This is a genomic window from Haemophilus sp. THUN1690 (assembly GCF_059704375.1).
This window is the reverse complement of sequence record NZ_AP046582.1, coordinates 319,728-345,868: the sequence shown is the minus strand read 5'-3', so window position 1 is coordinate 345,868 and position 26,141 is coordinate 319,728. Positions and strand designations below refer to the sequence as shown.

At 38.2% G+C, this 26,141-nt stretch carries 26 protein-coding genes; 7 read left to right on the top strand and 19 right to left on the bottom strand.

Translation table 11 applies throughout. The annotated features are described in order from the left end of the window. Window position 1 precedes the first annotated feature (1 nt). The 5 genes from AC6H22_RS01675 to AC6H22_RS01655 form a co-directional block, all read right to left on the bottom strand. Window positions 2-1,834: a penicillin-binding transpeptidase domain-containing protein gene (locus AC6H22_RS01675; protein WP_118817415.1), complete on the bottom strand. Its 1,833-nt coding sequence runs from the start codon at window positions 1,832-1,834 to the stop codon at window positions 2-4. 12 nt (window positions 1,835-1,846) lie between these two features. Continuing rightward, entirely contained in the window at window positions 1,847-2,170 is a 324-nt protein-coding gene (gene ftsL, locus AC6H22_RS01670) for a cell division protein FtsL (protein ID WP_046953570.1), read from the bottom strand. Window positions 2,171-2,172: 2 nt separating this feature from the next. Next, window positions 2,173-3,138, bottom strand: coding sequence for a 16S rRNA (cytosine(1402)-N(4))-methyltransferase RsmH (rsmH, locus tag AC6H22_RS01665; RefSeq protein WP_046953569.1), 966 nt, complete (start codon window positions 3,136-3,138; stop codon window positions 2,173-2,175). A gap of 37 nt (window positions 3,139-3,175) precedes the next feature. Further along, window positions 3,176-3,631: a division/cell wall cluster transcriptional repressor MraZ gene (gene mraZ, locus AC6H22_RS01660; RefSeq protein WP_005628276.1), complete on the bottom strand. Its 456-nt coding sequence runs from the start codon at window positions 3,629-3,631 to the stop codon at window positions 3,176-3,178. A 203-nt stretch (window positions 3,632-3,834) separates the two neighbouring features. Further along, the gene (locus tag AC6H22_RS01655; RefSeq protein WP_118817414.1) at window positions 3,835-5,421 is read right to left on the bottom strand and encodes a carbon starvation CstA family protein; all 1,587 of its coding nucleotides are present in this window, start codon (window positions 5,419-5,421) and stop codon (window positions 3,835-3,837) included. A gap of 198 nt (window positions 5,422-5,619) precedes the next feature. Here AC6H22_RS01655 and AC6H22_RS01650 point away from each other — a divergent pair, with 198 nt between their 5' ends. After that, window positions 5,620-5,853, top strand: a complete 234-nt coding sequence (locus AC6H22_RS01650) for a zinc ribbon domain-containing protein (protein WP_118817413.1) — start codon at window positions 5,620-5,622, stop codon at window positions 5,851-5,853. Between the two features lie 37 nt (window positions 5,854-5,890). On the opposite strand, the gene fdhD is transcribed toward AC6H22_RS01650, so the two are convergent. Then, window positions 5,891-6,703, bottom strand: a complete 813-nt coding sequence (fdhD, locus tag AC6H22_RS01645; RefSeq protein WP_118817412.1) for a formate dehydrogenase accessory sulfurtransferase FdhD — start codon at window positions 6,701-6,703, stop codon at window positions 5,891-5,893. A 275-nt stretch (window positions 6,704-6,978) separates the two neighbouring features. Here fdhD and fdnG point away from each other — a divergent pair, with 275 nt between their 5' ends. The 4 genes from fdnG to fdhE all read left to right on the top strand — a co-directional run bounded on the left by fdnG (window position 6,979) and on the right by fdhE (window position 12,687). Further along, a complete protein-coding gene (gene fdnG / locus AC6H22_RS01640; RefSeq protein WP_151238350.1) occupies window positions 6,979-10,062 on the top strand; it encodes a formate dehydrogenase-N subunit alpha in 3,084 nt (1,027 codons plus the stop codon). A 1-nt stretch (window position 10,063) separates the two neighbouring features. Further along, complete coding sequence (fdxH, locus tag AC6H22_RS01635; protein ID WP_118817411.1) at window positions 10,064-10,996, top strand: formate dehydrogenase subunit beta; 933 nt, start codon at window positions 10,064-10,066, stop codon at window positions 10,994-10,996. Continuing rightward, the gene (locus tag AC6H22_RS01630) at window positions 10,989-11,705 is read left to right on the top strand and encodes a formate dehydrogenase subunit gamma (RefSeq protein ID WP_005628717.1); all 717 of its coding nucleotides are present in this window, start codon (window positions 10,989-10,991) and stop codon (window positions 11,703-11,705) included. The genes fdxH and AC6H22_RS01630 overlap by 8 nt, the downstream gene beginning before the upstream one ends. A gap of 73 nt (window positions 11,706-11,778) precedes the next feature. Continuing rightward, a complete protein-coding gene (fdhE, locus tag AC6H22_RS01625) occupies window positions 11,779-12,687 on the top strand; it encodes a formate dehydrogenase accessory protein FdhE (protein WP_118817410.1) in 909 nt (302 codons plus the stop codon). Between the two features lie 45 nt (window positions 12,688-12,732). Here fdhE and rimI read toward each other — a convergent pair whose 3' ends face one another. The 3 genes from rimI to AC6H22_RS01610 are packed head-to-tail and all read right to left on the bottom strand — an operon-like array spanning window position 12,733 to window position 14,169. Beyond that, a complete protein-coding gene (rimI, locus tag AC6H22_RS01620; protein WP_118817409.1) occupies window positions 12,733-13,173 on the bottom strand; it encodes a ribosomal protein S18-alanine N-acetyltransferase in 441 nt (146 codons plus the stop codon). Between the two features lie 2 nt (window positions 13,174-13,175). Next, window positions 13,176-13,580, bottom strand: a complete 405-nt coding sequence (gene holD, locus AC6H22_RS01615; RefSeq protein WP_118817408.1) for a DNA polymerase III subunit psi — start codon at window positions 13,578-13,580, stop codon at window positions 13,176-13,178. 1 nt (window position 13,581) lies between these two features. Then, on the bottom strand, window positions 13,582-14,169 hold the full coding sequence (locus tag AC6H22_RS01610) for a YdgH/BhsA/McbA family protein (RefSeq protein WP_118817407.1): 588 nt from the start codon (window positions 14,167-14,169) through the stop codon (window positions 13,582-13,584). A 94-nt stretch (window positions 14,170-14,263) separates the two neighbouring features. On the opposite strand from AC6H22_RS01610, the gene rsmC reads away from it, so the two are divergent. Next, on the top strand, window positions 14,264-15,256 hold the full coding sequence (gene rsmC / locus AC6H22_RS01605) for a 16S rRNA (guanine(1207)-N(2))-methyltransferase RsmC (RefSeq protein WP_118817406.1): 993 nt from the start codon (window positions 14,264-14,266) through the stop codon (window positions 15,254-15,256). Between the two features lie 66 nt (window positions 15,257-15,322). On the opposite strand, the gene era is transcribed toward rsmC, so the two are convergent. From era to grcA, 5 genes are all read right to left on the bottom strand, one after another. Further along, window positions 15,323-16,231 (bottom strand): GTPase Era, encoded by a 909-nt coding sequence (gene era, locus AC6H22_RS01600; RefSeq protein ID WP_118817405.1) that lies wholly within the window; start codon window positions 16,229-16,231, stop codon window positions 15,323-15,325. After that, entirely contained in the window at window positions 16,228-16,911 is a 684-nt protein-coding gene (gene rnc, locus AC6H22_RS01595) for a ribonuclease III (RefSeq protein ID WP_497513511.1), read from the bottom strand. Before rnc ends, era begins: the two co-directional genes overlap by 4 nt. 1 nt (window position 16,912) lies before the next feature. Further along, the gene (gene lepB, locus AC6H22_RS01590; protein WP_118817404.1) at window positions 16,913-17,962 is read right to left on the bottom strand and encodes a signal peptidase I; all 1,050 of its coding nucleotides are present in this window, start codon (window positions 17,960-17,962) and stop codon (window positions 16,913-16,915) included. An 8-nt stretch (window positions 17,963-17,970) separates the two neighbouring features. After that, window positions 17,971-19,767 (bottom strand): translation elongation factor 4, encoded by a 1,797-nt coding sequence (lepA, locus tag AC6H22_RS01585; protein WP_118817403.1) that lies wholly within the window; start codon window positions 19,765-19,767, stop codon window positions 17,971-17,973. A 168-nt stretch (window positions 19,768-19,935) separates the two neighbouring features. Further along, window positions 19,936-20,319, bottom strand: coding sequence for an autonomous glycyl radical cofactor GrcA (gene grcA / locus AC6H22_RS01580; RefSeq protein WP_005628746.1), 384 nt, complete (start codon window positions 20,317-20,319; stop codon window positions 19,936-19,938). 267 nt (window positions 20,320-20,586) lie between these two features. Between grcA and ung the strand changes: the two genes are divergently transcribed. Next, complete coding sequence (ung, locus tag AC6H22_RS01575; protein ID WP_005628749.1) at window positions 20,587-21,246, top strand: uracil-DNA glycosylase; 660 nt, start codon at window positions 20,587-20,589, stop codon at window positions 21,244-21,246. Window positions 21,247-21,317: 71 nt separating this feature from the next. Here ung and miaB read toward each other — a convergent pair whose 3' ends face one another. The 5 genes from miaB to AC6H22_RS01550 all read right to left on the bottom strand — a co-directional run bounded on the left by miaB (window position 21,318) and on the right by AC6H22_RS01550 (window position 26,130). Further along, on the bottom strand, window positions 21,318-22,742 hold the full coding sequence (miaB, locus tag AC6H22_RS01570) for a tRNA (N6-isopentenyl adenosine(37)-C2)-methylthiotransferase MiaB (protein WP_005628752.1): 1,425 nt from the start codon (window positions 22,740-22,742) through the stop codon (window positions 21,318-21,320). A gap of 170 nt (window positions 22,743-22,912) precedes the next feature. Further along, window positions 22,913-23,875, bottom strand: coding sequence for a lipoyl synthase (lipA, locus tag AC6H22_RS01565; protein ID WP_005628755.1), 963 nt, complete (start codon window positions 23,873-23,875; stop codon window positions 22,913-22,915). A gap of 51 nt (window positions 23,876-23,926) precedes the next feature. Continuing rightward, window positions 23,927-24,565: a lipoyl(octanoyl) transferase LipB gene (gene lipB / locus AC6H22_RS01560; protein WP_005628757.1), complete on the bottom strand. Its 639-nt coding sequence runs from the start codon at window positions 24,563-24,565 to the stop codon at window positions 23,927-23,929. Window position 24,566: 1 nt separating this feature from the next. Beyond that, window positions 24,567-24,845, bottom strand: a complete 279-nt coding sequence (gene ybeD, locus AC6H22_RS01555; RefSeq protein ID WP_006995721.1) for a DUF493 family protein YbeD — start codon at window positions 24,843-24,845, stop codon at window positions 24,567-24,569. 103 nt (window positions 24,846-24,948) lie between these two features. Next, entirely contained in the window at window positions 24,949-26,130 is a 1,182-nt protein-coding gene (locus AC6H22_RS01550) for a D-alanyl-D-alanine carboxypeptidase family protein (protein WP_005628763.1), read from the bottom strand. Between the last annotated feature and the right edge of the window lie 11 nt (window positions 26,131-26,141).

Genomic DNA, 26,141 nt, shown 5'->3' with positions numbered 1-26,141 from the left:
CTTAATTCACTTTTTGATTCTTGTGATCACCAACATATACGATACGTTTTGCGCTTTTAGTTGCTGTTTTTTCAACAGGTTCAGCATCTTGTGGAATAGCATTTGCACGCAAAGCATAACCCATAATGCTAGAGAATACTGGCGCAGAAACTGCACCACCATAATATTCACCAGCTTTTGGATCATTAATCAAAATCACCAATGCATAACGAGGGTCACTAATCGGTGCAATACCCGCAGTAAATGCAACATATTTATTTACATAATGTCCATTTTCAATCTTACGTGCTGTACCTGTTTTCACGCCAACACGGTAGCCTTCCACCATTGCGCGTTTATTTTTAATTGCTACTTTCTCTAAAATCCCTACTATATCTTTAGTTATTTTTTCAGAGAAAACGCGTTTTCCAATGACTGGCGGATCGACTTTAGTGATCGACAGAGGGCGATAAACGCCAAAACTACCAAGGGTTGCATATGCTCTAGCGATTTGTAAAGGTGTCGCAGTAATACCATAACCATAAGCAACTGTTGCACGTTCAATATCTGCCCAGCGTTTACGGTTTGCGTTCAAAATCCCAACTTGTTCACCAATCAAGCCTAAATCTGTCGGTTTACTTAAACCTGCATTTTGATAAGTTTCCATCAATGCACTAGGCGGCATACGCAATGCAAGGCGACTCACACCACGGTTACTAGAATTAATTAAAATCTCATCTAAAGTTTGTTGTGCACGAGGTGCAACGTCCACAATTTCTTTACCACTCACTGTGAATGATCCCGTGTTGATGATTTCATCACGGCGCACTACTCCACGTTGAAGTGCTGTTAAAACTACGAAAGGTTTTACAGTAGAACCTGGCTCAAACGTATCGGTGATTGCACGGTTACGCATTAACTCAGATTTCACACCGACACGGTTGTTTGGATTGTAAGATGGTGCAGTAGCCATAGCCAACACTTCACCAGTTCTAACATCAACTAACACCGCAGTACCAGACTCGGCATTATTATCAGACACCGCCTTTTTAATCTCACGATATACCATGGATTGTAATTTTTCATCGATACTTAAGGTGACATCTTGCGCATCATATTTTTTCTCATCCGCAATATGTTCAACGATGTTTCCGCGTTTATCTTTACGGACAGTACGTGAACCATCTTTACCCACAAGCATGGAATTAAAGCTTTTCTCAATGCCCTCAATACCGTTTCCATCAATATCGGTATAACCCACCACATGCGCAGCTTCTTCTACGCGAGGATAAAAACGACGATGCTCAGTTTCTAAATTAATACCTTTAATCTTAAGTTTACGAATATAATCTGCCTTGTTAGATTCTACTTGACGGGCCAAATACAAATAACCAGATTTAGAATTCTTCTCGATTTTTTTCACCAAATCATTTTCGCTCATACCCAATTCTTGTGCCAACGCAGTAACCCTTTCTTTATCAGCAAGTGCATTTTCTTTTAACATGGTTTTCGGATCTGCAACCACAGCATTCATCGGTACACTTACAGATAAAAGCTGACCATTACGATCTAAAATTGAACCACGAACAGATAACACTTCATCCTTACGCAAAGAACGTTTATCAGCCTCTCCAGATAAGGTACTCGAATCAACAGACTGCACATAAGCCGCACGAGCGACTAAAGCACATAAACCGGCCAAAATAAAAAAAGCAGAAACCCAATAACGAACACGCATAAAACATTTTTCAAACACAATTTTCGGTTTGTTATGTTTTACGGCTTCAGGTGCGGCCAATTTTCTAATTGTTTTTTTTGCTTTACCTGATTTACGAGAAGAATTGAACTTAACCATCTTTTCTACCTATTATTCTCTAATTTCAACTTCTTGTTCTGGGGATATTGTTTTCATTTTTAAGGTTCCAACAGCAATAGATTCCACTCTAGTACTGTCTCCTTCTGTTGCTTCTTGCACTTGCAAATTTCGATATTCACTTTCAAGCGCTTGGCGCTGTAAAATCAATTGACCATTTTCAGAAATTAATCGACGTGCCTGATGAGTTACCCAAATCACGCTCATTGATGAAATCAAAATTGCAACCAATAACAACACAATTAATTTATTTGAAGAAAATAGATCTTCAACCAAAATCTGCTGTAACGGATAACGAGGTTTATTATTTTCAGACATCACTAAATTCTCTCCGCCACACGCAATACCGCACTTCTTGAACGAGGATTTGCTTGAATTTCTGCATCACTTGGTTGAATTGCTTTACCAATAGTTTTTAATTTTTGATTACGTTGAATTTGGTCTTCTCGCAATGGCAAACCTTTAGGGATATCCTCGCCTTTACTTTGTTTTTTCATAAAATGTTTCACCATTCTATCTTCTAAAGAATGGAAACTAATAATTGATAAACGCCCTTCTGGCGCTAGCATGTCTAAAGCAGAATTGAGTACACTTTCCAATTCATCTAATTCTGCATTGATGAAAATACGAATAGCTTGGAAACTACGAGTAGCTGGATGTTTATGTTTATCTTTGAAAGGTACCGCTTGTGAAATGAGCTCAGCTAATTGACTAGTTCGCGATAAAAATTCTGTGCCATTTTTAGCCGCACTTTTGTTGTAATCAACAATGGCAGTGGCAATACGTTTAGCAAAACGCTCTTCGCCAAAAGTTTTCAAAACCCAAGTTAAATCCTCAACCGATACTTGTTTTAACCATTCTTCTGCTGATAAACCTTGAGTCGTGTCCATACGCATATCAAGCGGGCCATCTTTCATAAAACTAAATCCACGTTCAGCTTCGTCAAGTTGAGGGGAAGACACACCAAGATCAAGCAAAATGCCGTCAATTTTGCCAACCAAATTTAATTTTTCACAAATTTCAGGAATATGGGAAAAGCTGTTGTGTTCAATCTGAAAACGTGAATCTTGAATTTTTTGAGCTTCAGCAATGGCTCTAGGATCGCGGTCAACGCTAATGAGACGACCATTTGGGGATAATTTAGAAAGGATTAAGCGAGAATGACCACCACGGCCAAAAGTACCGTCAATATAAATTCCATTTTCCTTCAATGCCAAGCCATTCACGGCTTCATGAAGTAAAACTGTGATATGTTCAGGTGAAGAAAAGGAATTTTTGGTATCCATAAATACAATATAAAAGTAAAAAACGGTGAATCATTTTCTATAATGAGAAATCTTTCAAAGCCTCAGACGCAAAGTCTGCACTTGAACCAATTTCCATATCTTCTTCAATTTGGGCATGCCATTCTACAGCACTCCAAATTTCAAATTTATTAAGTTGTCCCACCAACATTAAACCTTTTTCTAATTTTGCATGTTGACGTAATGGTCCACTAAGCAAAATACGGCCCTGAGCATCCATCTCACATTCAGTGGCGTGACCAAGCATTACTCGTTGCAAACGGCGTTGGGTAGGATCAAAGTTAGAAAGTGCGAGAAGTTTTTGTTCGATTTTTTCCCATTCATCAAGGGGATAAAGTAAAAGGCAAGGTTGGCGAATATCTACAGTACAAACCATTTGCCCTTGGTTCTTTTCAAGAATTTCAGAGCGATAGCGGGTTGGGATCGCTACACGTCCCTTAGAATCTAAATTAACCGCTGTTGCACCACGAAACATATTACGCCTTCAAATTAAACTTATTTTGAGAAATTTTTCTAAAAATCTCCACAAAACACCACTTTTCTCCACATCTACGTAAGTTTATAATTTGTTTGTTTAAGTTGCAAGCGATTATCCCTGAAATAACCCTATTTTTTATCAAAATAAAAAGCCGTTTGAGACAATATCTCAAACGGCTTTTTTCAACCAAATTATCTTGATTAATTATTCACATACGCTTCTTCATCACGCTCACCTAATGGCTTAAGCATAGCGAAGAATAACACGATACAAACAATTGTTGTTGCAAAACCAAGATAAACTGAAAGTTGATAATCTAAACCAAAACCGATTTTATTGTAGAACAAGTACGTTGCACATACTGTTGTAATAAACCAAGCCGGAATAGACGCAACCCAGTGGAATTTATGGTAGCGATATAAGTACGCAGCTGCAGTCCATAACATTACCATTGCTGTCATTTGGTTTGCCCAAGTGAAATAACGCCATAACACGCTAAAATCAATGGTTGACACAAAATAGCCCAATACGAATAGTGGTACAGCAATTAATAAACGTTTAGGTAATGAACGTTGGTCGATATGGAAAATTTCCGCTAATTGTAAACGAGCTGCACGGAATGCGGTATCGCCAGAAGTAATAGGTAAAACCACAACTCCTAACACTGCAAAAATACCACCGATAAAACCTAAGAAGTGTAATGAACTGTCATATACAACTTTAGATGGTGAACCTGCTGCAATTGCATCTTGTAATGCTTGTGGGTTTTCATAGAATGCAAGACCAACCATACACCAGATTAACGCGATTACACCTTCAGCAATCATTGCACCGTAAAAGATAAAACGACCTTCTTTTTCATTTTCAGCACAACGCGCCATTAAAGGAGTTTGAGTTGCATGGAAACCAGATAATGCACCACAAGAAATAGTTAAGAACAATAATGGCCAAATTGGAACATCACCCTTCACTTGGAAGTTTTGCGTGAATTTCTCTAAAGTTAAACCTTGACCATCTGCATTGATAGTACGGAAGAACTCAATAGGGTCCACAGCACTAAAGTGTGCAGAAACTAAGCCATACACCATACCCACAGACATAAATAGCAACAATGCGCCAAAGAGCGGATAGATTCGACCAATAATTTTATCGATTGGCAATAAAGTCGCAAGAATATAGTAAGCAAAAATAATAATCGTCCAAATTGCAACAACAGTTGCTTTATCCATTCCCCATACTTTGATACCACCCGCTTCAACTGCATGATGAACAGCCTCAGCATCACCTAATTGTAATGCACCTTGAGATGCGCCCAATAAGTCCATAGTAATCGTACCCATTAATTGAGCTGGGCTTGATACAAACACAACACCTACTAATAATAAAAGTATAAGTGCTAATGTGTTAATAAATACTTTTACAGGGCGACCTAAGAATTTACCAGCTAAATGAGGCATCGTTGCACCACCATGACGGATACTCAACATACCACAGAAATAGTCATGTACTGCACCGGCAAAAATACAACCGATTACAATCCAAAGCATTGCCACTGGTCCGTATAACGCACCAAGAATTGGACCAAAAATAGGACCAGTTCCAGCAATGTTTAATAATTGAATTAACCAAATTTTGGTTTTTGACATTGGCATATAATCCACGCCATCATTTACCCGGTAAGCAGGGGTCTGACGTTGTGGATTAATCACAAATATTTTTTCGATAATTTTTCCATAAACAAAGTAACCAAGAATCAAAATGGCTACACAAAAGAAAAACCATAACATAGAAAGGCTCCTCAAAAGATAAAAGAAAGTATTTAGTAGATGCCCTAAACAAGCTGCGGTATTCTATTTCAAATTATTTAAAATCAAAAATTGAATTTAAGAAATTTTATGGATTTGTGACTTGCATCACATTTGTAAAACCGAAGAATTCTATTAGAATACTAATAAATAAGTAATTTTATAATTATAGAGATAAAGATGGCCTTAACTCGATGCCCTGAATGCAGAAAAAAGATTAGTGAAAATGCAGAAAACTGCCCTAATTGTGGTTTTTCGTTCAAACAAGCAGATTTAGAAATTTATAAACAACAATTAGAAACACGTCGACAGCATAATGCTGAAATCAATCGGAAAAGTACAAAACTTCACATAATTTGGTTTTGCATCTTTGCTATTTTTATCGCGCTAGCTAGTTGGATTACAAATAAATAGAAAAATATCTCGTATGTATATAAAGTTACTTCAGATATCAACTATTAATTCGTTCATATCCACTATAGATATTCCCTTTACCTTCTCTTGCAAAACCAATCAAAGTCAAATTATGTGCTTCAGCCATTTTCACAGCAAGATCAGTTGCCCCAGAAATTGTCACTAACATTTCCACCCCACAAGAAATAGTTTTTTGAACCATTTCATAACTTGCACGACTCGAAGCAACAATAATTCCATTAGGCCTGCCTGATTTTGCATGCCAGCCAAGTAATTTATCAAGTGAAACATGACGCCCCACATCTTCAAAAATAGCAAGCATATTGCCTTCTAAATCAAAAAAACCACAAGCATGAGTCGAACCTGTTTGCTGACCTAATCGTTGATTTTTATGAAGTTCTGACAAACAACCATCTAGTAAATTCAAATCAAACTTAAAAGCGCGGCCTAATTTTGGAAAATTTTTATATACTTGATTAAGCTGCTCCGTGCCACAAATACCACACCCAGTACGCCCAGTTAGAGTACGACGATGCTCTTTTAATGCCACAAATTTTCGGCTAGACAGTTCAATTTGCACTTCAATACCATTGCAAACTTCCACAACATCAATACCGTAAATATCCGAAGGTTTTTCAATAATTCCTTCAGTGAGAGAAAACCCCAAAGCAAACACCTCTAAATCTTTCGGAGAACACATCATAACCGTATGAGAAATACCGTTATAAACTAATGAAACTGGCGTTTCGACAGCTAGAAAATCTTCTTTTGATTGTAAAAGTGCGGTTGAATTTTCTATACTTTTATTTCTTTTAAAAAAGTTAATCGTTTGTTTAATCAGCCAATCCATTCTTTACCTACCCATTACTAAAATGTAAAAAAAATGTTAATATTTTTATAAATTTATGATCTAGATCATAATATTTATACGTTATAATGCCATTTGATTATAGATTTATCGTTAAAAAATCGTTATTCTAGGCTCCCATAAATTGGCTTGTTTTTGAACCAATTTGCGATGTTGAGTAACGTTATTTTAACGAAATCAACCAAATTATCTAGTTACACTAGACGAATTTATTACTATCTAAACATCTCAACAACTTGTTGTTGAAAGGAGTGATTATGCAGATCTCAAGAAGAAAATTCTTTAAGGTCTGTGCAGGTGGTATGGCGGGAACATCGGCTGCGATGTTGGGTTTTGCTCCAGCAAGTGCGTTAGCTGCACCGCGTGAATACAAATTATTACGCGCATTTGAATCTCGTAACACTTGTACATATTGTTCCGTAAGCTGTGGTATGTTGCTTTATAGCACAGGCAAACCTTACGATACGTTAAGCGGCCACACTGGCACCAATACTCGTTCAAAATTATTCCATCTCGAGGGCGATCCTGATCATCCGGTTAGCCGTGGTGCACTCTGTCCTAAAGGTGCTGGCGCCCTTGATTACGTAAATAGCGAAAGCCGCTGTTTATATCCTGAATATCGCGCACCAGGCTCTAATAAATGGGAACGCATTTCTTGGCATGATGCTATTAAGCGTATTGCCCGTTTAATGAAAGATGACCGTGATGCCAACTTCGTTGAAAAAAATGCTGCAGGTAATACTGTAAACCGTTGGACCACCACAGGGATTATGACCGCATCCGCTATCAGTAATGAAGCCGCGTTACTCACCCATAAATGGATTCGAATGTTAGGGATGTTGCCAGTATGTAACCAAGCTAATACTTGACACGGACCAACGGTAGCAAGTCTTGCTCCATCATTTGGTCGCGGTGCCATGACAAATAACTGGGTTGATATCAAAAACGCAAACCTTATTCTTGTTCAAGGTGGTAACCCTGCTGAGGCTCACCCTGTCGGTTTCCGTTGGGCAATTGAAGCGAAGAAAAACGGTGCGAAAATCATCGTAGTTGATCCTCGCTTTAACCGTACTGCATCAGTTGCTGATCTTCACGCCCCAATTCGTTCTGGTTCTGATATTGCGTTCTTAATGGGCGTAATCCGTTACCTATTGGAAACTAATCAGATTCAACACGAATACGTTAAACACTATACCAATGCTTCCTTCTTAATTAATGAAGGCTATAAGTTTGAAGACGGTTTATTCTCTGGCTTTAACGAAGAAAAACGCAATTACGATAAATCAACTTGGAATTACCAATTTGATGAAAACGGCAATGCAAAACGTGATATGACATTACAACACCCTCGTTGTGTCATTAATATCTTAAAAGATCACGTTTCTCGTTATACTCCAGAAATGGTTGAACGCGTTACTGGCGTAAAACAAAAAGTGTTCTTACAAATTTGTGAAGAAATCGGTAAAACTTCTGCGCCAAATAAAACAATGACGCACTTATATGCATTAGGTTTTACAGAGCACACAATCGGTACACAAAATATTCGTTCTATGGCGATGATCCAATTACTTTTAGGTAATATTGGTATGCCTGGTGGCGGTATTAATGCACTTCGTGGACACTCGAACGTTCAAGGTACAACTGATATGGGTCTACTACCAACAATGTTGCCAGGCTATATGCGTTTACCAAACGAAAAAGAAACCTCTTACGAACAATATATGAATGCGATTACGCCGAAAGATATCGTGCCTAATCAAGTCAACTATTATCGTAATACCTCAAAATTCTTCGTAAGTATGATGAAAACCTTCTACGGAGATAAAGCTACAAAAGAAAATGGCTGGGGCTTTGACTTCATCCCTAAAGTTGACCGTGTTTATGACCCTATCACACATGTAAAAATGATGCATGATGGTGAATTAAACGGCTGGATTTTACAAGGTTTCAACGTATTAAACTCTTTACCGAACAAAAACAAAACTGTTGCGGGTATGAGTAAATTAAAATTCTTAGTTGTGCTTGATCCATTACAAACTGAAAGTTCTGAGTTCTGGAAAAACTTTGGTGAATCTAACAATGTAAATCCAGCAGAAATTCAAACCGAGGTATTCCGTTTACCAACAACCTGTTTCGCAGAAGAAGATGGTTCTATTGCCAACTCAGGTCGTTGGGCACAATGGCACTGGAAAGGTTGTGATCAACCTGGCGAAGCGATGCCTGATGTTGAAATTCTTTCCATGATTCGTGAAGAAATGCACGACCTTTATAAAAAAGAAGGTGGTCGAGGTATTGAATCCTTTGAAGCGATGACCTGGAATTATGCTCAACCACATTCACCAACCTCAGTTGAACTAGCCAAAGAGCTTAATGGTTATGCACTTGAGGATCTTTATGATGCGAATAACAATCTCATCTATAAGAAAGGTCAATTATTAAATGGATTTGCTCACTTAAGAGATGACGGTACTACCACATCTGGAAACTGGCTCTATGTTGGTCAATGGACAGAAAAAGGTAACCAAATGGCAAATCGTGATAATTCTGACCCTTCAGGATTAGGTTGTACTGTAGGTTGGGGCTTCTCATGGCCTGCGAACCGTCGTGTTCTTTACAATCGCGCATCATTAGATATCAACGGTAATCCATGGGACAAACACCGCCAATTAATTAAATGGAATGGTAAAAACTGGAACTGGTATGACATTGCTGACTACGGCGCGCAACCACCAGGTTCAGATGCAGGTCCATTTATTATGTCTGCGGAAGGTGTTGGTCGTCTATTTGCGGTTGATAAAATCAATAATGGTCCGGTACCAGAACACTTTGAACCGATTGAAAGCCCAATTGATACGAACCCACTTCATCCAAACGTAGTAACGGATCCAACTATCCGTATCTATAAGGAAGACCGTGAGTTTATTGGCTCAAATAAAGAGTATCCATTTGTGGCTACAACTTATCGTTTAACTGAACACTTCCACAGTTGGACAGCTCAATCTGCTCTAAACATCATCGCTCAACCACAACAGTTTGTGGAAATTGGCGAGAAATTAGCTGCAGAAAAAGGCATCCAAAAAGGTGATATGGTAAAAGTCACTTCAAGACGTGGTTACATCAAAGCGGTTGCCGTTGTGACTAAACGTTTGAAAGATTTAGAAATCGATGGACGCACAGTTCACCATATTGGTATTCCAATTCACTGGAATATGAAATCCTTAAATGGTAAAGGTAACCGTGGTTTCTCAGCAAATACCTTAACACCATCTTGGGGTGAATCAATTACACAAACACCAGAATATAAAACTTTCTTGGTGAACGTAGAAAAGGCGGAGGCATAATATGCGAGCAATGGATGTACAATCTCAAGATATTATTAAAATCTCCGCAACTTCAGGTTTAACGCCTGCACCACAAGCGCGTGATCATAAAGTTGAAGTGGCAAAATTAATCGATGTCAGTACATGTATCGGTTGTAAAGCTTGCCAAGTAGGCTGCTCAGAGTGGAATGACATCCGCTCTGATGTAAATGCGCAGTGTCATGGTATTTACGATAACCCTGTAGATCTAAATGCTAAAGCATGGACTGTGATGCGTTTTAACGAAGTAGAGGAAAACGATCGTTTAGAATGGCTAATCCGTAAAGATGGATGTATGCACTGTGCTGAACCAGGCTGTTTAAAAGCCTGTCCATCACCAGGTGCTATCATTCAATACAAAAACGGTATCGTCGACTTCCAATCTGATAAGTGTATCGGATGTGGTTATTGTATTGCTGGCTGTCCATTCAACATTCCACGTATGAACCCAGATGACAACCGTGTGTACAAATGTACCCTTTGTGTGGACCGTGTTTCTGTAGGTCAAGAGCCTGCATGTGTGAAAACTTGTCCAACTGGTGCGATTCGTTTTGGTTCTAAAGAAGAAATGAAACTCTACGCGGAAAAACGCATAGCTGATTTAAAATCTCGTGGTTATGAAAATGCAGGACTTTACGATCCTCCAGGCGTAGGCGGAACACACGTAATGTATGTGTTACATCACGCTGATAAACCAGAGCTTTACAATGGTCTTCCAAAAGATCCACAAATTGATTTAAGTGTGACCTTATGGAAAGATGTATTGAAACCAGTAGCGGCAGTTGCAATGGGTGGCTTGGCATTAGCTGAAATCGCTCACTACTTAACTGTAGGTCCTAATATTGAAGAAGATGTGGAAGATCATCACCACGAATTTGAAGAAGAAAAATCATCTAAGGGGGAAAACAATGAGTAAAATTGAGATCAACAACGATACTCGAATCGTCCGCCATAGAACACCAGCGCGTATCAGTCACTGGATGTTGGTAATTTGTTTCTTTATGACAATGTTCACTGGTGTTGCGTTTTTCTTCCCTGATTTCGCATGGTTAACAGAAATTTTAGGTACACCACAAATTGCGCGTGCAATTCACCCATTCACTGGGATTTTAATGTTCTTTGCCTTCATCTACTTGGCATTATTGTACTGGGATCACAATATTCCAGAGAAAAACGATATTCGCTGGGCAAAAGGTGTCGTTGAAGTTCTGAAAGGGAATGAACACGCGGTTGCTGATAATGGCAAATATAACCTTGGTCAAAAAATGCTCTTCTGGACATTAAATTTGGCGATGGTAACGTTATTAGTGACTGGCATCATTATGTGGCGTCAATATTTTTCGCACTACTTCTCAATCCCAGTATTGCGTTTCTCGATTCTGCTCCATTCTTTGAGTGCATTTATGTTATTCACTGGTATCTTAGTGCATATGTATATGGCATTCTGGATTAAAGGTTCAATTCGAGGAATCATAGAAGGTTGGGTAACCGTTCGTTGGGCGAAAAAACACCACCCGAAATGGTATCGCGAAGAAATTTTACCTGAGCTTGAAAAAGATTTACTCAACGAGCAATCAGGTAAAAAAGGCAAAACCAAAGTATTATTTAAAGGATTTGGCAAATAAGCTGAAATCTTGAAAAAGAAAAAAGTGCGGTTAAAATTGACCGCACTTTTTATTATGAAAGTGAGAAAAGAACATGAGTATCAAAATCTTATCAGAATCAGAAATCAAACAAGCAGCGAATTCTTTCCAAACACCTGCTGTATTATTTGCCAATCCTAAAAATCTTTACCAACGCAGAGCAAAACGTTTAAGAGACTTAGCACAAAATCACCCACTATCAGATTATTTATTATTTGCTGCAGACATAGTTGAAAGCCAACTTTCCACGTTAGAAAAAAATCCTTTACCGCCACAACAGTTTGAACAGCTAAATGATATCGAGCCACTAAATGCGAAAACCTTTAAAAGAAACAGCATCTGGCGTGAATACTTAACTGAAATTCTTTATGAGATTAAACCAAAGGCTAATGAGCAAGTCGCCTCAACAATTGAATTTCTTGAAAAAGCATCCTCTGCTGAATTAGAAGAAATGGCAAATAAACTATTAGCACAAGAATTTAATTTAGTCAGCAGTGATAAAGCCGTCTTTATTTGGGCCGCACTTTCCCTTTATTGGTTACAAGCAGCTCAACAAATTCCTCATAATAGCCGAGTTGAAAACGCCAAAAATTTACATCACTGCCCTGTTTGTGGTTCTTTACCTGTGGCAAGTATGGTACAAATTGGTACATCACAAGGTTTACGCTACTTACATTGTAATTTATGTGAAAGTGAATGGAATTTAGTACGTGCACAATGCACCAACTGTAATAGTCATGACAAACTTGAAATGTGGTCGTTAGATGAAGAACTTGCACTTGTTCGTGCTGAAACCTGTGGTAGCTGTGAAAGTTACTTGAAAATCATGTTCCAAGAAAAAGATCCTCATGTAGAGCCAGTAGCCGATGATTTGGCTTCTATTTTCTTAGACATTGAAATGGAAGAAAAAGGTTTCGCACGCAGCGGATTAAATCCATTTGTTTTTCCAGCAGAAGAAGCATAAAAAAATATAGCCTAGGATAAACATCCTAGGCTATATCATTCATGTCTATAAATAACAGGCCATTACTACGGCATTTTCTCGTCCACCACTGGGTTTCGGATAATAATTTTTTCGAATATCGACTTCATTAAAACCAATTTTTTCATACAAGAAACGAGCAGGATTAGACTCTCTAACTTCTAGCCATAAGGTCTGTACGCCTTTTTCTTTCAACCTAGCGATTAACTCATTCAACAATAATTTCCCAAATCCATTACCTTGATGAGTCGGTACAATAGCAATATTAAACAAAGTCGCTTCATCCAATACCGTTTGGCAAATAGCAAAACCAATAATCTGATTATTCTCTATTAATTTTAAATTGAGATAACGCTCACCTTGATTGTTTTTTAACGTACCAAATGACCAAGGCACAAGATGTGCTTGCTGCTCGATTTCATACAATCGGTCGAAATCACTGGCTTCAATTTGAGAAATAATAGACATAATTAAGGCTGCTGAATTTGTTGCCACAACTCGAGTTTGGCTTGGTGATTAAATTGAAATTGTTGCCAACTTGGCGAGCGATAAACACACTCAGCCTGCATACAAAATGATAAAGTGCGGTCAATTTTGTCGCTATTTTCTGATAATAACCAGTAACGAATAGGCTGCTTACATTCGATATGCTGGATTTGATCGTAATTCAAACATAAGCAATCTTCTTTTTTAAGATCAAGGCTAAGTAACACATCAGCCAACAAAGGCGAGCCACTTATATTTTCATCAGAAACAGTGATAAAGCGAATATTCTCAGCAACACTAATTCCTACCGAACCTTGTAGCACCTCTGGGCGATATAACGTCCACTGAGAAATACCCATTTCTTGTAAAAGAAGATCGCGTCTATTCATATTAACGAGCAATACTATCAAATGGATAATCGACTAATGCCTTAATAATCGCACGTTCTTCAGCCTGTGTGGGTTCCACTTGATATGAGGTATAACTACGATAAGCAATTATATTTTTATCTTTATGCACTAAAGCAACGTAACGTTTAAATTTATCACTGGCACAAGCATAATAATCATGAATATCTGATTTCACAGCTTGTAACTGACAGGTCTCTTTATTTTTTGCAAAATAACGTTCCGTAATAGCTTTCTCATGAGAAACATCAGTTAAATAGAATGTATCACTTAACACAGCTTTACGTGCCTCACTATTTTTACTTAATGCCAAACTCACAAAACGAGGATCATCACCTTTTACCGCTTGTGTTTGTTTCACATATTTCTCACCATTGAATTCAATTTCGATACCTTTAGCTGAAATACGCTGAAACTGTGCATCTAATTTTTGTAATACTTCAGTTTGAGCAGGCGTTAATACCGGCTTTGATACTTTAGATACCTTTTGAGGCGTACCTTGAACAAGGTCAAGAACTTGACATCCAGATAGTAACGTTGCCATTAAGGTTGCAGAGAGAATTTTTTTCATAAAGGATTTTCCTAAAATAGTTTTAATCAATTTTTATTAATAATTTTGCTAAAATAGCGCGTAATTTTAACTAATAACCCACAGGATTCAAAGCGTGATTTCTCTAGAAAGCCAAGTTTTAGAACGACATCTTTCATTTTTTGATGGAAAATCAGTATTATTTGCTGGCGGTATTTCTGATAATTTTCCTCAAACATTAGCCTCTAAATGCCAATCAATCCAAATTTGGAGTTGCTATTTTGACTATGCAAGAACACAAAATGCGGTCAATTTTTCCGTTGAATTTCAAGGTCAAACTGATTTAATCGTTTATTATTGGAGTAAAAACAAACAAGAAGTCAATTTCCAACTACTTCAACTATTAGCTCAGGCGCCTATTGGCCAAGAAATATTAATTATTGGAGAAAACCGTTGTGGCGTGCGTTCAGTCGAAAAAACATTAGAACCCTATGGTGAAATAGCAAAAATTGACTCTGCTCGTCGTTGTGGGTTATATCATTTTTCACTACAAAACAAACCGCACTTTGAACTTAAAAATTTCTGGAAAACCTACCAACATCCTACGATACAAGACTTAACTATATATAGTTTACCTGGTGTATTTAGTGCAGCGGAATTAGATACGGGCACAGAACTGTTACTTTCAACTATTGATAATAAAATAAAAGGAAAAGTGCTCGATCTTGGCTGTGGGGCGGGAGTAATTGGATCTATGATCAAAAAACGCTCTCCTAACACACAAATTACCATGACTGATATTCATGCGATGGCGTTAGAATCAGCGCGTAAAACACTTTCTGAAAATAAATTACAAGGCGAAGTTTACGCCAGTGATGTCTTTTCTGATATAGAAGGAAAATTTGATTTAATTATTTCGAATCCACCATTCCATGATGGTATTGATACTGCCTATCGAGCTGTGACAGAACTCATCACTCAAGCAAAATGGCACCTCAATCAAGGTGGAGAATTACGCATTGTCGCCAATTCATTTTTGCCTTATCCCGAATTACTTAGACAACATTTCGGTGATTACGAAATTCTTGCTCAAACAGGAAAATTTAAAGTGTATTCAGTGAAAAATTAGAAACAAAAAATCCCCACTACAATAATGGGGATTTTTCTATTTATTGCTTATGGATTTCACCGCACTTTATTCATCCATATATCCTAAACTACGCAGTGCACGTTCATCATCGGCCCAACCAGATTTGACCTTAACCCAAAGTTCGAGGTGAACTTTGTTATCAAATAAACGTTCCATATCAGCACGCGCTTCCATACCAATAGTTTTAATTTTTTGACCGCCCGCACCAATTACCATTTTTTTCTGACCTTCACGTTCAACGAGAATTAAGCCATTTATTTCATAAGTGCCACGTTCATTCACTTTGAACTGTTCAATTTCAACAGTAACAGAATAAGGTAATTCTTCACCCGTAAAACGCATTAATTTTTCACGGATTATTTCCGAGGCCATGAAACGTTGCGAACGGTCTGTGACATAATCTTCTGGAAAATGATGCACACCTTCACGTAAAGATTGGCGTACAATTTTCTCTAACTCATGAACATTATTACCACGCTGTGCAGAAATTGGTACAATGTGAGCAAAATTAAATTTACTGCTAAGTTCTGTAATAAACGGCAATAAATCATCTTTATTTTTAATGTTATCTACTTTGTTAATAGCTAACACAACGGGTGCTTTTACATTGCGTAATTTGTTTAGCACCATCTCATCATCTGCATTCCAGTATGTACCATCTACGACAAAAATAATTAAATCAACATCGCCGATAGCACTACTTGCTGCACGATTCATTAAACGGTTAATCGCACGCTTCTCTTCAATATGAAGTCCCGGAGTATCCACATAGATTTCTTGATATGCCTCTTCAGTTTTAATCCCAACAATACGGTGACGCGTGGTTTGTGCTTTACGCGATGTAATTGAAATTTTTTGTCCTAAAATTTTATTTAAGAGTGTTGATTTACCCACATTTGGGCGACCTACGATAGCAATAAAGCCGCAATAGGTTTTGTCGAATTGTTCGGTCATTTGATGTCCAGTTCTTTTAAAATTTGTTCTGCTGCCGCTTGTTCAGCTTTACGACGGCTAGATCCTTTTGCCACAAAAGTGCGGTCAATTTTATCCGCACTTTTCACTTTGCATTCAACAGTGAAAATTTGGCAATGGGCTTCCCCTTGAATATTGACCACTTCATAAGTTGGCAATGGCAGATGTTTACCTTGTAAATATTCTTGCAAACGAGTTTTCGCATCTTTTTGGTTATCACCTGGTTTGATTTCAGCCAATAATTGTTGATACCAATTTCGAATCACTTGAGTCGTCACGGCTAATCCTTGATCCAAAGACATTGCGCCAATAATCGCTTCTACACAATCGGCAAGAATAGATTCGCGGCGAAAACCACCGCTCTTTAGCTCACCAGAACCAAGAGACATATAATCGCCCAATTCAAATTGACGCGCTAAAATCGCTAAAGTGGGTTCTCTCACCAAAGTAGCACGCATACGGCTCAATTCACCTTCATTACAACGTGGAAACTGATGATAAAGCGCCTCAGCGATAGTGAAATTAAGAATAGAATCTCCTAGAAACTCTAGGCGTTCATTATGTTGAGTCGCCGCACTTCGATGCGTAAGTGCCTGCTTTAAGAGCGCAATATCATTAAAACGATAGCCGATTTTACACTCAAGTCGATCTAAATGATTCATCTTATTTTATTGCTGTAAAGAAACGATCAAAACGGAAACCTGTCGGCCACTCATTCGCTTCTTTTTCTAAGCTCATCCAAATATAAGTGGCTTTACCCACAATATTTTTTTCAGGAACAAAGCCCCAGAAACGGCTATCATCACTGTGATCGCGGTGATCTCCCATCACAAAATACTGTCCTTCTGGCACAAGCCATTCTGCAGTTTGCATACCTTCTTGTGGGAAAAATTCAGGACCTGAATAACGACGATATTCACTAATTAGCACGTTATGTGTTACATCGCCTTTTTCAGTCAATTCTAATTCATTCGGAAAAGCAGGATTTGTTGGATTTTGTGTATATTCAAACGCCTTGGTTTCGCAATCAACCTCACAAGCTTTACCTTCTTTGCCATATACCACTTTTAGCGTTTTTTGTTCCGCATCAAAAATTATGCGATCTCCGCCCTTTCCAATAATACGCTTAATATAATCGACACCAGACATATTATCTTTTGAACTTAACGCTAGATTTTCTGCAAAAGCCGCTCGCGTTGCCCCAAGACCAGTACGAATTAAAGCTTGTTGTGGTGCTTTAAACACAATCACATCGCCACGTTGTGGTTTTTCGCCCTCAATAATGGTGTTTTGGAAAATCGGATCTTTCACACCATAAGCATATTTGTTCACGACCAAAAAGTCACCAACTCGTAAGGTCGATTCCATTGAACCAGATGGAATTTGAAATGGTTCAAATAAAAAAGAGCGTACTAAGAATACGACAGAAAGCACCGGAAAAAGAGATGATAAAAACTCAGAGGCTTCGGAAATCGGTTCAATTTTTGCTTTTTCTTCGTTAGTTAATACTTGACCTGAACGCTGTTCAGCACGTGCAATTTTACGATTACGCTTTGGCGTTACCACAAAATAATGGTAGCACCATAATACGCCTGAAAGTGCGGTCAAAATTAGCAATACAATACTAAATGTGTTTGGTAATTGAAAATAATCTAAAACTTTCCAAACACCAAAACCAACAGCCAGTAAAATCACAAAAAATAAATTTGACATAATTTCCCTTATTTATCTTTTCCTACATGTAAAATTGCTAAAAACGCTTCTTGTGGTACTTCTACGTTACCTAAAGACTTCATACGTTTTTTACCTTCTTTCTGTTTCTGTAAGAGTTTTTTCTTACGGCTCACGTCACCACCATAACATTTTGCCAATACATTCTTACGTAATTGTTTCACCGTAGAACGAGCAATAATATGGTTTCCAATCGCGGCTTGAATAGCAATATCAAATTGCTGACGAGGAATTAACTCACGCATTTTTTCAACCAATTCACGACCACGATATTGTGAATTATCTTTATGAACGATTAAAGCCAAAGCATCTACTCGTTCGCTGTTAATCATAATATCCACGCGAACCATATCTGCAGCTTGGAAACGTTTGAAACCGTAATCTAACGAAGCATAACCACGCGATGTCGATTTTAAACGGTCAAAGAAGTCTAGAACAACTTCGCCCATTGGAATCTCATAAGTCAGCGCAATTTGATTACCGTGATATACCATATTGGTTTGTACGCCACGTTTTTCCACACAAAGTGTAATGACGTTACCTAAATATTCTTGCGGCACTAACATATTGCATTCAGCAATCGGTTCACGGATTTCAGCAATATTATTAAGCGGAGGCAATTTCGATGGGCTATCGACGTAAACAACATCACCATTCGTTAATTGCACTTCGTAAATAACCGTTGGCGCAGTAGTAATGAGATCTAAATCATACTCACGCTCTAGACGCTCTTGAATGATTTCCATGTGTAAAAGACCAAGGAAACCACAGCGGAAACCAAAGCCAAGTGCGGTTGAAGTTTCCGGCTCATAGAAAAGTGAAGCATCATTTAAGCTCAACTTACCCAGTGCATCACGAAATGCTTCATAATCATCTGAACTAACTGGGAAAAGACCTGCATACACTTGCGGTTTTACTTTTTTAAAGCCTGGTAAAACTTCACTTGCTGGATTATGTTGAAGCGTTAAAGTATCCCCAACTGGCGCACCTAAAATATCTTTAATCGCACAAACTACCCAACCAACTTCACCGCATTCTAAAACGGTAGTATCTTCTTGTTTTGGCGTGAAAATCCCTAAACGATCTACATTGTAAGCTTGTCCGGTAGACATCACTTTAATTTTATCGCCTTTACGTAATACCCCATTTTTAATACGCACTAAAGACACCACGCCCAAATAATTATCGAACCAAGAATCAATAATCAATGCTTGTAACGGTGCATCAGGATCACCTTCTGGAGCGGGAATTTTCGCAACAATTTCTTCTAATACATCTTCGATACCCACACCGGTTTTAGCTGAACAACGTACCGCTTCCATCGCATCAATACCCACGATGTCTTCAATTTCTTCTGCAACACGTTCAGGATCCGCGGCTGGTAAGTCAATTTTGTTTAAAATCGGTACTACTTCTAAATCCATTTCAATTGCGGTATAACAGTTTGCCAAGGTTTGAGCTTCTACCCCTTGACCAGCATCAACCACCAACAAAGCCCCTTCACAAGCAGCAAGAGAGCGAGACACCTCATAGGAAAAGTCCACATGTCCTGGTGTATCGATAAAATTTAATTGATAAGTTTCGCCATCTTTGGCTTTATAATTTAAAGTAACACTTTGTGCTTTGATGGTAATTCCGCGCTCACGCTCAAGATCCATTGAATCTAGCACTTGCGCTTCCATTTCACGATCCGAAAGGCCACCACAAGTTTGAATCAAACGGTCAGAAAGCGTCGATTTACCGTGGTCAATATGGGCAATAATAGAAAAGTTGCGAATATTCTTCATAAAAGATAGTTTTTCTCAAAAAATCAATAAATTTAACTGGCGGATTGTACCTGAAAAGTGCGGAAATCGCTAGGGATGAAAGGGAAAAGTGCGGTCAAATTTTTTAACCTTTTAGATAAAACAAAACCCCGAATTACTTCGGGGTTTCTTTTTTCACTCAAACTGAAATTATAGGCTTTCAGTGAAAGTACGAGTAATAACGTCGCGTTGTTGTTCTGGTGTTAAAGAGTTGAAACGTACTGCGTAACCAGAAACACGGATAGTTAATTGTGGATATTTATCTGGATTGTTTACCGCATCTTCTAAAGTTTCACGACGTAATACGTTTACGTTTAAGTGTTGACCACCTTCAACTTTAACAGTTGGCGCTACGTTTACCGGTAATTCACGGTATTCGATTTGACCTAATTCGCTAACTGCAACAACTTGGTCTTCAGCGAATTCGCCTTTTGCACATAAGCAACGCGCTTCATTTTTTTCGCTGTCTAATAACCAGAATGAATTAAGCAAATTGTCATTTGCCGCTTGAGTAATTTGAATACCTTTAATCATAATAGCCTCCTAATTAGCATTGGAATAATCATAAAAACTGTACAAATTTTATCAAATAATTTGAAGATTTCAAATTATTTTGGATTTTTTTTGATAAAGAACAGGTTATCTTTTTAAGACAATTTTACAAACTTGATCTAAATTAAACTTTACTTATTTAAATCACGATCCCCCCAAATAATTTAACATTAATTTAACCTTTAAACTTTTTATTGCCTTAATCTTTTTGTTTATAATAAGAGCAAACTTATTAATAGGATCAAAATAATGAAAACCTGGACAGATGTTATCGGAAAAGAAAAAGAACAACCTTACTTTCAACACGCACTACAACAGGTTCATCTTGCAAGAGCAAGCGGGAAAACGATTTATCCACCACAAGAAGATGTATTTAATGCATTCAAATATACCGCTTTTGAAGATGTAAAGGTGGTGATTTTAGGACAGGATCCTTATCATGGACCAAACCAAGCTCATGGATTGGCTTTTTCAGTAAAACCTAAAGTCGCCATTCCCCCTTCCCTAGTAAATATGTATAAAGAGCTTACACAAGATATTTCGGGATTCCAAATGCCATCACATGGTTATTTAGTCAAATGGGCAGAACAAGGGGTATTGCTGCTCAACACTGTGCTTACCGTAGAACGTGGCATAGCACATTCACATGCTAATTTCGGCTGGGAAACGTTTACGGATCGTGTTATTACAGCGCTTAATGAACATCGTGAAAAACTCGTGTTTTTACTTTGGGGCAGTCTCGCACAAAAAAAAGGGCAAATTATTGACCGCACTCGTCATCTTGTTTTAACGGCTCCACATCCTTCCCCACTTTCAGCTCATCGAGGTTTCTTTGGCTGTCATCATTTTTCCAAAACAAATTCATATTTGGAAAGCCACGGAATAAAACCGATAGATTGGCAAATCTAAAACCATATATCCCTAAAAAAATAACCGCACTTTAATTTCTCAAAGTGCGGTTAAATATTTCAAGATTTCAATTAGCCGTGATAACGCCCTACACCTAATTCATCTTCTTTACGTGTGCGATTCATCACTTCTTGTGGAGATTGCGCAATACGTAATCCCATTTCATCTTCTGTACGCACCACTTCACCGCGTAGAGAATTGGTATAAACATCAGTGATTTTCACATCCACAAATTTACCAATCATCTCCGGAGAACCTTGGAAATTGACAATACGATTCGTTTCAGTACGTCCCGTCAATTCCATAATGTCTTTCTTCGACGGCCCTTCAACTAGCACGCGTTGTTCTGTGCCAAGCATGCGACGGCTAAACTGTGCAGCTTGTTGATTAATACGCTCTTGTAACACATAAAGACGTTGTTTCTTTTCATCTTCCGTTACATCATCTGGCATATCTGCAGCAGGCGTACCTGGTCGGGCTGAGTACACAAAACTGAAGCTCATATCAAAGTTCACTTGTGCAATCAAATTCATAGTTTGCTCAAAATCTTCCGCAGTTTCCCCCGGGAAACCAACAATAAAGTCTGAGCTGATTTGAATATCAGGACGCACAGCACGAAGTTTACGAATAATAGATTTATATTCTAATGCTGTATGACCTCGTTTCATCATCGTTAATACACGGTCAGAACCCGCTTGGACTGGAAGATGCAAGAAACTCACCAATTCAGGCGTATCACGATATACGTCAATAATATCATCCGTAAATTCTATTGGATGACTGGTTGTAAAACGTAAACGGTCAATACCATCGATAGACGCCACGAGACGAAGCAACTCAGCAAAGCTACAAATTTGACCATCATGTGTCGGACCACGATAAGCATTTACATTTTGACCAAGTAGGTTGACCTCACGCACACCTTGATCCGCAAGCTGCGCAATTTCAAATAGCACGTCATCCACAGGACGGCTAACTTCTTCACCACGTGTATAAGGTACAACACAGAAAGTACAGTATTTATTACAGCCTTCCATAATCGAAACAAATGCTGTTGGACCTTCTGCACGAGGTTCAGGTAAGCGGTCAAATTTCTCAATTTCAGGGAAACTTACATCTACAACAGAACTCTTACCACCACGAATTTGGTTAATCATTTCAGGCAGGCGGTGCAAAGTTTGTGGACCAAAAATAATATCTACATAAGGTGCACGATGGCGAATATGTTCCCCTTCTTGAGAGGCCACACAGCCGCCCACACCAATCACTAAATTTGGCTTATTTTTCTTTAACTCTTTCCAACGACCAAGTTGGTGGAACACTTTTTCTTGTGCTTTTTCACGAATAGAACAGGTATTCAATAATAATACGTCTGCTTCTTCAGGAATTTCGGTAAGTTCTAATCCATGAGTACTTAATAAAAGATCTGCCATTTTAGATGAATCGTATTCGTTCATCTGGCAGCCCCAAGTTTTAATATGTAATTTTTGAGTCATTTTCTACAATATCGTCAGGTGTTATAAATAATTAGTCGAATAAAGCGGTCGGCTATTTTACAGGCTTGCAATAATTCTGGCTAGTAAATATTCGGTGAAACAAAACATCAAAAATAAACCGCACTTTTGTGACATGCTAAAAGTGCGGTTTAATTCAGCGCAATTTTTAATTATTTCACTAATCCGCCACTGGCTTGTAAATCAGCGTGATAAGAAGAGCGAACAAATGGTCCACAAGCCGCATGTTCAAAGCCCATTTCATTGGCTTTCTCACGGAATTCATCAAATTCAGCTGGCGGAACATAACGCGCAACTGGCAAATGATGGCGGCTAGGTTGAAGATATTGCCCCAACGTGAGCATTGTCACACCGTTATCACGTAAATCTTGCATGACTTGTAAAATCTCTTCATTAGTTTCACCTAATCCCACCATTAAACCAGATTTAGTTGGGATATTCGGGAACATTTCTTTAAATTCACGCAATAATTTAAGTGACCATTCGTAATCTGCCCCTGGGCGAATCTCTTTGTATAGGCGCGGCACGTTTTCTAAATTATGGTTAAAGACATCTGGCGGATTATCTTTTAATTTTTCCAATGCCTGTGTAATGCGACCACGGAAATCAGGCACTAAAATCTCAATCTTAATGTTAGGATTAAGTTCACGCACAGCTTTTACACATTCTGCAAAATGACCTGCGCCACGATCAGGCAAATCATCACGATCCACCGATGTAATCACCACATATTTAAGTTTCATATCTTGGATAGTTTCAGCTAATTTTTGTGGTTCTTCAGGATCGGGCGGTAATGGTTTCCCATGTGCAACATCACAGAACGGGCAACGGCGCGTGCAAATTGCGCCTAAAATCATAAAAGTTGCTGTTCCATGATTAAAACATTCGTGTAAATTTGGACAAGATGCTTCTTCACAAACGGAATGTAAACCATGACGACGCATTCCATTTTTGATGCTTTCAATTTTAAGTGAATTTGCCGGAAGTTTAATTTTCATCCATTCTGGCTTTTTCAATAGCTCTTGGTTTGGATCAATATTTTTTACTGGAATAATCGACGTTTTTGCCGCATCGCGATATTTTACACCACGTTCCATTTTGAAAGGCGTTGACATAAGCGTTCCTAAATAAAAATGCCCAAATAGGGCATTTTTGATCATTAAATATTACAAATTTGTTACATTATAGCCTAAAAGCTCGGCAAAGTGTTTAATTAATTTTGGTGAAACCTTATCGCAATTAGCTTCATCTTGATTAACAAAATCCGCTACTTGACACATTTCAAGACCAGCATAGCCGCATGGGTTAATATAATGAAATGGATTCAGATCCATATTGATATTCAATGCTAACCCGTGAAAAGAGCACCCACGACGAATACGCAGTCCAAGAGAACAAATCTTTTTTCCATCCACATACACGCCTGGTGCATCAGGTTTTGGATAACTTTCAATACCATATTCAGCTAAGGTTTTTACCACCGTTTGCTCAAGTGCGGTAACTAATTGACGCACATTTAAATTCTCATGACGCTTAATATCAATGAGCACATACATCACTTGCTGACCGGGTGCATGATAGGTTATTTGCCCACCACGATCCGACTGCACCACAGGTATTTCACTACGCTGTAAAAGATGCTCAGGTTTACCTGCTTGCCCTTGGGTAAATACAGGAGGATGTTGCACCAACCAAATTTCGTCTTGCGTTTCCGCGGTGCGACTATCTGTGAAATTCTGCATTTTATGCCAAATTTCTTGATAATCTTGCAACCCTAACTGGCGAACGATAAGGGAATTATTCATACTAGATAACCATTTTTACGCCTTCAACTTTAGCAAGTTCTTTATAAAGTGTTTCTACCTGCTCAAAGTTTTCAGCAATAATGTCGATTGAAACCGAATTGTAGGTACCTTTACTACTCCGTTTTTCCTTAGGAATATAATCACCTTTAATATATTTTTGAACGACTTGAATTAGATCTTGCGCTAACCCCTCGCGATTAATTCCAGCAACTTTAAATGTCATTTTTGCTGGAAATTCCATTAATTCTTTAAGTTTTGCGTAATCGTTTTCTGTTGTCATATTATTTCCCAATAATAAAAATGATGTGTGGATGGTACACCACCCACACATTACGAATGCCTCAGTTAAAAATGAAAAAAGTGCGGTAAGTTGCTGGCATATTTTATGCAAATAAGCCTTTTACAGTGAGCACGAGCCAATCCCAAGCTTTTCCGAAAATACCAGCTTCGCCCACTTCATCCATCACTTGTAAGTTTACCGCTGCAATATCTTTACCTTCTAATTGATAAATGACTTTACCTACGACTTGGCCTTTTGCTAAAGGCGCTTGTAAGTTTTTACTTTCTAACTCATAGCGAGCTTTCAGCTCATTTTGTTTGCCTTTCGGAACTGTGATAAAGCTATCTTGTAATGTGCCTAATTTCACACTATCTTTATTACCGTAATAAACAGGTTGCTCTGAAATTTCTTTGCCAGCCTCTAAAGTTTTAAATGTTTCGAAATTAGCAAAACCCCATTGTAAAAGTTTTTTACTTTCTACTTCACGACCTTTGTAAGTTGGGACACCCATTACTACAGAAATTAAACGCATATTATTTGGTGTAGTCGCTGAAGCAACTAAGTTATATCCAGCTTGGCTAGTATGACCTGTTTTCATTCCATCAACATTAATCGTTTTATCCCATAATAGTCCATTACGGTTAGGTTGTTTGATTTTGTTAAATGTAAAATCTTTTTCTGAGTAAATTTTATATTCTTCAGGTAAATCACGAATAATATGCGCACCAATAAGCGCCATATCACGCGCGGAAGAATATTGATTAGGATCGTCTAAACCATGCGGCGTGGTGAAATTTGTATTTTTCAAACCAAATTGTTGAACATATTTATTCATTGTTTCTACAAAGTTCGGTACATTGCCAGAGATATGTTCAGCCAATGCCACTGTTGCGTCATTACCGGATACAACAATCACACCACGATTCAAATCTGCTACAGATACTTGTGTATTTAAATCTAAAAACATTTTTGATGAGTCTGGGAAATTACGCCCCCATGCACTCTCACCAATGGTTACCATATCGGTATTGTGAATTTTACCCTGTTTTAAAGCACTCCCTACCACATAACTTGTCATCATTTTAGTTAAAGATGCGGGATATTGACGCTCGTCAGGATTAAGTGCGGCCAAAATTGCGCCAGAATTGTAATCCATCAATACATACGTTTGAGCAGTAATTTGTGGCGGAGTTACGCCAAACTGCATATCCTCTGCAGATACCGAAAAAGCACTAAGTGCCACAAAACTTGATAAAAATGCGATTTTTGTTGTTCTTTTCAACATAGTGTATTCCT